This is a genomic window from Streptomyces sp. ISL-11 (assembly GCF_018614525.1).
Classification (GTDB): Bacteria; Actinomycetota; Actinomycetes; order Streptomycetales; family Streptomycetaceae; genus Streptomyces.
This window is the reverse complement of record NZ_JAGGOL010000094.1, coordinates 39,180-46,589: the sequence shown is the minus strand read 5'-3', so window position 1 is coordinate 46,589 and position 7,410 is coordinate 39,180. Positions and strand designations below refer to the sequence as shown.

Annotated in this window: 9 protein-coding genes; 8 read left to right on the top strand and 1 reads right to left on the bottom strand. The window is 67.3% G+C overall.

What is annotated here, in order from left to right:
- Nucleotides 1-1,271, top strand: a 1,271-nt coding sequence (locus tag J7E86_RS20010; protein ID WP_215083080.1) for an LCP family protein, incomplete at its 5' end; no start/stop codon positions are given.
- On the opposite strand, the gene J7E86_RS20005 is transcribed toward J7E86_RS20010, so the two are convergent.
- Nucleotides 1,272-2,063, bottom strand: coding sequence for a VOC family protein (locus J7E86_RS20005; protein ID WP_215083079.1), 792 nt, complete (start codon nt 2,061-2,063; stop codon nt 1,272-1,274).
- Between the two features lie 283 nt (nt 2,064-2,346).
- Here J7E86_RS20005 and J7E86_RS20000 point away from each other — a divergent pair, with 283 nt between their 5' ends.
- From J7E86_RS20000 to J7E86_RS19970, 7 genes are all read left to right on the top strand, one after another.
- Nucleotides 2,347-2,601 (top strand): hypothetical protein, encoded by a 255-nt coding sequence (locus J7E86_RS20000; RefSeq protein ID WP_215083078.1) that lies wholly within the window; start codon nt 2,347-2,349, stop codon nt 2,599-2,601.
- Nucleotides 2,570-3,088, top strand: coding sequence for a DUF6879 family protein (locus J7E86_RS19995; protein ID WP_215083077.1), 519 nt, complete (start codon nt 2,570-2,572; stop codon nt 3,086-3,088). Before J7E86_RS20000 ends, J7E86_RS19995 begins: the two co-directional genes overlap by 32 nt.
- 18 nt (nt 3,089-3,106) lie before the next feature.
- Nucleotides 3,107-3,982, top strand: coding sequence for a helix-turn-helix transcriptional regulator (locus J7E86_RS19990; RefSeq protein ID WP_215083076.1), 876 nt, complete (start codon nt 3,107-3,109; stop codon nt 3,980-3,982).
- 183 nt (nt 3,983-4,165) lie between these two features.
- Nucleotides 4,166-4,396: a DUF397 domain-containing protein gene (locus J7E86_RS19985; RefSeq protein ID WP_215083075.1), complete on the top strand. Its 231-nt coding sequence runs from the start codon at nt 4,166-4,168 to the stop codon at nt 4,394-4,396.
- 81 nt (nt 4,397-4,477) lie between these two features.
- A complete protein-coding gene (locus J7E86_RS19980) occupies nt 4,478-4,945 on the top strand; it encodes a hypothetical protein (protein ID WP_215083084.1) in 468 nt (155 codons plus the stop codon).
- A 195-nt stretch (nt 4,946-5,140) separates the two neighbouring features.
- Nucleotides 5,141-6,256 carry a methyltransferase domain-containing protein gene (locus J7E86_RS19975; protein ID WP_215083074.1) on the top strand — a complete coding sequence of 372 codons (1,116 nt, stop codon included), beginning with the start codon at nt 5,141-5,143 and terminating at the stop codon, nt 6,254-6,256.
- Between the two features lie 609 nt (nt 6,257-6,865).
- The gene (locus J7E86_RS19970) at nt 6,866-7,390 is read left to right on the top strand and encodes a DUF6879 family protein (protein WP_215083073.1); all 525 of its coding nucleotides are present in this window, start codon (nt 6,866-6,868) and stop codon (nt 7,388-7,390) included.
- The last annotated feature ends 20 nt before the right edge of the window (nt 7,391-7,410 follow it).

Below are 7,410 nucleotides of genomic sequence, written 5' to 3'. Positions count from 1 at the left end.
GGACCGACGAGCGGCGGAGCCCGTACGGGCAGGGGAGCACCCGGCCGGAGCCGGAGGGTGCGCGCGCCATGCCGCACGTACGCCGTCCCGCACCGCCCCGTCAGTACCAGCCGTCCCCCGGCTACGACGACGGCCCCGTCGGCCGGCCGCCCGGCGCCGGGCACCCCGACGACGGCTACAACACCGGCCAGGTCTACGGGCACGGCGGTCCCGGCGGCCCGGCCCGCGGCAGCGGCGGTGGCGACGGCCCGCGCGGGCGCGGCGGCGCGCCCCGCACCAGCCCGCCGAACTGGCGCAAGCGGATCACCGTCGGCCTCGCCGTGCTCGTCGCCGTGCTGCTGGCCGTCTCCGTCGGTACGTACTTCTGGGCGGACTCCAAGCTGCGCCGCGAGGTCGATCTCTCCAAGGTGGACGACCGCCCGCCGGCGGGCGAGGGCACGAATTACCTGATCGTGGGCTCCGACAGCCGGGAGGGCCTGTCGGACGACGACAAGAAGCAGCTCCACACCGGGTCGGCGGACGGCAAGCGCACCGACTCGATGATGGTCCTGCACACGGGCGACAACGGCACCACGATGCTGAGCCTGCCCCGCGACTCCTTCGTCACGATCCCCGCCTTCACCGGGCAGAAGTCCGGCAAGAAGTTCCCGGCCTCCACCCACAAGCTCAACCAGGCGTACGCGGACGGCGGGCCGGAGCTGCTCGCGCGGACCATCGAGTTCAACACCGGGCTGCGCATCGACCACTACGCGGAGATCGGCTTCGGCGGCTTCCGCAACCTGGTCGACGCGCTCGGCGGCGTGGAGATGTGCCTGGACAAGCCGCTGAAGGACCGCGACTCGGGCGCGGACTTCAAGGCGGGCTGCCAGGAGCTCGACGGCGCCCAGTCGCTGGCCTTCGTACGCCAGCGGCACCAGGAGGCCGACCAGGACCTGGGCCGGATGCGCAACCAGCAGAAGTTCCTCAACACCCTGGCGAAGCAGGCCGCCTCGCCGAGCACGATCCTCAACCCCTTCCGCCTCTACCCGGTGATCGGCTCCGGCCTCGACACGCTCGTCGTCGACAAGGACATGGAGCTGTGGAACCTGACGTCGATGTTCTGGGCGATGAAGGGCGTCACGGGCGGCGACGGCAAGCAGCTGACCGTGCCGATCGCGACCGCGAACTTCGCCACACCCGGCGACGGCGTGGCCGTGAAGTGGGACAAGGCCAAGTCCAGGCAGCTCTTCGACCAGCTGAAGAAGGACCAGAAGGTCACCGCCGCCGAGTGATCACACCGACTGCTGACCGGCGGCGTTGATGACGGCGAAGACGCCGCCCCACGGGTCCTGCACGACGGCCATCCGGCCCGCCACCATGTCGAACGGCGGCTTGAGCACCGAGCCGCCGGCCCGGACCAGCGCGTCGGCCGTGCTGTCGGTGTCGTCGACCGCGAAGTACGTCATCCAGTGCGAGGGCGTGCCGGGCGGCAGCTTGTCGAGCCCCTGCATCCCGCCGACCATCCGGCCGTCCGCCTCGAAGCAGGAGTAACCGGGCACGTCCTCCATGGGGGTCGTCCCCACGCCCAGCGCGGCGGAGTAGAACCGGGCGGCGGCCGCGGTGTCGCTGGTGTTGAGCTCGTTCCAGACCAGCGCGCCGGGCTCGTTGACCACCTGCGCCCCGGAGAAGTCCCCCGCCTGCCACAGCCCGAAGACGGCCCCCGTCGGATCGGCTGCCACGGCCATCCGCCCGCGGGTGCGCACGTCCATCCCGGGCATCACGACCGTCCCGCCGGCCTCGGCGATCGCCTTCTCGGTGGCGTCCAGGCCGGCGGTCGCCAGATAGGTGGTCCACACGGTCGGCGGGGTCGGCAGCCCCTCCTCCGGCGCCATCGCGGTCATGACGCCCGCGACGGCCTTCCCGTGGAGCGAACAGATCGCGTACCCACCGAGCTCCGGCGGCCCGGCCTCGCCCTGCCACCCGAAAAGATCCCGGTAGAAGTCGAGGGCGGCCTGCTGATCGGGAACCATCAGATCGACCCAGCAGGGCGTGCCGGGCGCGTAGGGACCGGTGACGTCGGGCATGAGCGAAACCCTCCAGGCGTGGACACCGCCCCCCAAAGGCAGCTTCCCCGCAGCCGCGCGGGGCCGCCAGCGGCGTTGGCCCGGACGGGCGGCGAGAGCGAGTTTCCTGTGCCCTATGCCGTGTCCGGCGGATCATGTGAGTGGGCGCTGCGGCCGTGGTCTCCGCCTCACCGTTGCGCGGTGGTCTCGACCGCCTGAGCGTCGCACGCCCTCTTGACGGCCTGAATGCGCAGGGATGAAGGTCGTGCAACCAAGCGCAACTGGCCTGGCAACGGAGGCAGTCATGGCACTACGGTTCATCGGCATCGACCCTGACACCGATCACGACCACTGCCCGGCGGTGTGGGTCGACGCCGACGCGAAACCGGAACGTCATATGGTCGTGCAGGGGTGGCTGGCCGACGAAGCAACTCAGGCCGAGTGCTCGAAGAAAAGCCCCAAGCCCGACACGGAAGCTGTCATCCGCATTCCGGCACGGATGGTGCCGCTCATCAGGAAGGCGTGCGATGCCGCAGAACGAGCAGCCAAGCTTCGCTGAGCTGCTGGCCTCCACAGAGCGGACAGCCGTCCACCTGGAGCTGCGGGATGTGTACGGCGACAATCCACGCTTCGCAGCCTGGAGGGAAGGGCACTGCACCGACTGGGACGACCGGGCCTCGTGGTGGCACAGCTTCCACGAGCTGATCGCTCAGGCCGTGCGTCGCGGGGTGGCCATCCGCCGCGCTCGCGTGGTGGGCGAACCAGTGTCGGAGTACATCCGGTGGGAGCACTACGCCACGCGCAGCAACGTGGCAGCAGGCGAGAAAGTTCGTTGGTTGCCGAGGCGACTCGCATCTGACCTTCTGCTTCCGCCGAACGACTATTGGGTGTTCGACGACCGGCTGGTGCGGATTCACCACTTCGCCGGTGACGGCTCCCATATCGTCGACGAGCTCAGCTCGGTCCCTGAACTGGTCAAGCAGTTCTCATCGGCATTCGAAGCTGTGTGGGACCGTGCCATCCCGCACGACGAGTACAAGATCTGAGCCGTCGGCACACCCACCATGGCCACTTCGCCGTCCTCCAGCGTCCAGAAGGCCCGTGAGGCCATCGCAGCCCGCCTGCGCGAAATGCGGCTCGACGCTGGACTGACGGTGGAATCGCTGGCGGAGTTGTGCGGCTGGAACAAGTCCAAGTCATCGCGGATCGAGAACACGAAGACGCTGCCGTCGGATGCCGACGTCCGCGCATGGTGCGCCGCGTGCGAGGTCAGTGACCAAGCCGCCGACCTGATAGCCGCATCCCGCAGCGCCGAGTCAATGTACGTGGAATGGCGCAGACTCAACCGAACCGGTCTACGCCGAGGCCAGGAAGGCCGTGTGCCGCTGTATGAGCGCACGCGCCTCTTCCGGATCTACTGCGCGAACATCATCCCTGGGCTTCTCCAAACCGAGGCGTACGCGACGGCGTTGCTGTCCGCGATCACAGAGTTCCGAGGAACGCCCAATGACGTCACCGATGCCGTGGCAGCACGACTTTCCCGCTCCCGCGTGATTCAGGAAGGAAACCATCGTTTCGGCTTGCTCATCGAGGAGGAGGTACTACGACACCGGATGGGCAATGCCGCGACGATGAGAGGGCAGCTCGAATATCTCCTCACGATGATGTCGCTGCCGCGAGTGGCCCTCGGCGTCATTCCCTTTACAGCCGATCGTCACATGTGGCCGGTGGAGACGTTCTCGATCTTCGATGACGAACAGGTGAGCGTGGAGTTGGTATCGGCTGCGATCACTGTCACCGCCCCCAGCGAGATCAACCTCTACGCGAGAGCCTACGCAGAGCTGCAACGACTCGCTGTCTACGGGCCACAGGCACGGGCACTGATCAGGGCGGCTGTAGACGCCCTGGGTGAACCGCCGCAACAAACTGCAACTTCGTAGTCGTGGGCCTCTCCACGCCCCTAGCGTCTGGTCATGACGACGGACACCGAAGCCGCTCGGCTCAGCCTCAGTGGCGAGGAAAGTTGCATGGCCCGCTATCGGCTCAGGGAGCGGATGCGGCAGGCGCACAGCAGACGGTCAGCTGATCTGGTGTCCGATTCCATCGCTCAGAGAGGTACGACCATGAGTGGAACCGACCTGTACGGGCTCGACATCCAGGGCGCCCAGTTCGCCAAGGCGTGCGGCGGCAATACGCACCCGGACGGCGAATCGTGCGTCACCCTCGCTCGGATCGGCGAAGACGCGTGGGCCGTTGGCGACAGCAAGCACCCCCGGGCCGAACCGCTGAGGTTCACCAAGGCCGAGCTGGACGCGGCCGGCATCGACCCGGGCCGCTTCGGCCTCACGGCCTGATTTTCCCGAAAGGGCAGCTCCCGCCCTCCCGCTCCGTGAGGGCGGGAGCTGCTTCGCCTGGTGCTGAATCGAGATGCGCTCTTGCACTTCCACGGCTATGTGTGGGTCGGCGACAAGACAGTGTTCGACAAGGAGAGTGTCCGACGCCCGCCGTCGTCCGTGGAGCCCACTGCGACCAGTCCCGCCGACGTGGTGGAGAGGTACCGGGAGGCAGTGGCGGAGTGGCGAGTGACCGAGGTTCCCCCGCTCGAGACTGCGTACTGGCTGGCGAAGCCCGCCAATCTGATTCGGGGAACCTGGGGGCACCCAAAGGAAGCCGCCGAGTGGTTGGGGGAACGGCTGGCGGAGTACGCGCCGCGCTTCGCCTCGCGGACCGACCGGTACACGACCGGGCTCGCACGAACGGTTTCGTACACGGCCGAGACGCTGGGTTGGGGCGGGGACGTCTCGCTCGGCTACTACCTCGGGCGCCCGCTGTTCCTCAGCTTGGCTGTGGTCACGTGCTCCCCGAACCGCGCGGCTCCTGATCGGGAATGCCCGGCCAAGTAACCGACGCCCCGGCCTGGGCCCAGACTTTCGGCGAGGCAGGGCGGCCTTCGCAACAATGCAACGAGAAGTGAGGCAGAGATGGGCAAGAAGGGCGGAGACCACTCCGGCAGGCCCGACACGTCCGACAGCGACGGCCACCGCGACAAGCCTCCGGGCCCGACCAAGCCGTACGAGCCGCCGAAGAAGTGAGGCCGGATGACGACGCAGCAGCGGCTCGTGGAGACACTCAGGAGCAAAGGCCTGTTGCCGCCTGATTGGCGGGACGCCGTGGCCTCGGTGGATCGCGCGCTGTTCATCCCCGAGGTCATCGAAGAGGGGGACTTCTCCACCGATCCTGAGAGCTGGTTGCGAGCGGTCTACTCGGATGCGCCCGTGGTCACCCAGGTGAACGATGGGAAGAGCACACCGGAAGGCGCGTTCCGGCTCTTCACCTCGTCCTCTTCCATGCCGTCGGTCATGCTCGAAATGCTGGGCCTGCTCGATGTACGGGAAGGGCAGCGGGTACTGGAGATCGGTACGGGCACCGGTTACAACGCCGCCTGGCTGTCACACCGCTTGGGCGAGAACAACGTGACCTCGGTGGAGGTTGACGAGGCTGTGTGGTCCACCGCTGTGGAAAACCTGAAGCGGGCGGGATTCCACCCGACGACGATTCTCGGGAACGGCCGCGACGGGCATCACCGGGGTGCACCGTACGACCGGATCATCTGCACCTGCACCATGCGGGAAGTGCCGCCGGCGTGGTGGGAACAGTGCCCGATCGGGCGGATCGTCACCCCATGGGGCAGCAGCTTCTTCAGCGGCTCGTACGCCACGCTGGACGTGATGAACGGGAAGGCTCAGGGGTCGTTCTCCGGTTACCCGGCCTTCATGTGGGACCGCACCCAGCGGGGCGGTGCAGGGCGTATCCCTGATATCTACCACGGGGAGGAGGGAGAGAAGGGCAGCACCGACATCGCACCGCAGAACGTCGTCCAGGACGATCCCGCGTTCTTCACCGGGCTGAGCCTCACGGATGCGTGGTACCGGTGGTGCGACGCGGATGACGACAGCGGGGAAGCCACCCTGTGGTTCTTCGCGGACGATCGGAAGTCGTGGGCGACTGTGGAATACGTCCCGGGCGCGGAGACGTACGAGGTGGAGCAGTACGGGCCCCGTGCATTGTGGGACGAGGTGCGGAAGGCGTTCCTTGACTGGCATGCCTTGGGGAAGCCCGAACGATCCCGGTTCGGCTTGACGGTCGACGGCGACGGACAGTGGGTGTGGCTGGACGACCCGCATAACGTCATGGCCAACCGTAGGCTCGAATGAAACGCAGGAAGCCCCCGCTGCGGCGGGGGCTTCCTGCGTGCCGATCAGTCGGAGCGACGCCTGGAACGGGTCGGAATCGGTGAGCGGTTCCGTTCGCATCCCGAGGCGGCCGCTTCAGTGCGGGAAAACCGCCTCCGACCTGCAGGAACGGCTACTTCGGCAGGTTCCTCGCCATGACGATGCGCTGGACCTGGTTCGTGCCCTCGTAGATCTGGGTGCTTCACGGTAATGAGGCCCTGACCTGCACAGATAGCACCCCGAGAGGGCGCCTCCCCAGCATTTCCCCATGATCACCCCTTGCGGGCTCCGGGACAGTCGCACGCCCTCTTGACGGTAGGCCGCGTGAGGACGAAGGTCATGCAACCGATCGCAACTGGCTCGCCAACGGAGGTCGTTATGGCACTACGGTTCGTCGGGAAGATCCGGAGTCAGGAGATCACGGCTCCCCGGCCGTCTGGGTCGACGAGAACACGAAGGATCTCCTGTTCCAGGGTTGGAAGGCGGACGACCGGACGCGGAGCGACTGCGCGGCGGACGTCTCGCAGCCCGACCACGAGGCAGTGATCCGGGTACCGAAGCGGATGATCCCGCTTCTTAGGGAGGCGCTCGATGTCGCAGAGCTTGAGTAGCTTGGCCGACCTGTTGTGGTCCGTAGAGCACTCGGCGGTGCATCTGGAGATGCGCGACGCATACGGAGTGGAGAACGAGATCGAGGGCTTCGCCGCCTGGAAGGAGGGGCACCGCCTCAATACGGCGGATCGCACGTCCTGGTGGCGGCCCTGGCTGGACCTGGTGCAGGAGGTCACGGGCAAGGGCGTGACCATGCGCCGTGCCCGCATCGTGTCGGAGCCCGTCAGCGACTACATCCGCTTCGAGCACTCCGGGACGTTCACCAACGTCGCAGCCGGTGAGGACATCCGTTGGCTGCCGAGACAGCAGGCGTCGGACCTCGCACTCCCTGGCAATGACTTCTGGCTCTTCGACGGTCGAGTGGTGCAGTTCAATATCTTCGACGGCATCGGCCGATGGGTGCAGACGGACCAGACGGAGGACGCCGCCACGGCGAGGCTCTGCGCGTCAGCCTTCGAAGCAGTGTGGGAGCGCGCCATCCCTCACGAGAAGTACACGGTCTGACGCGGGCCGGGCCGGTCAGC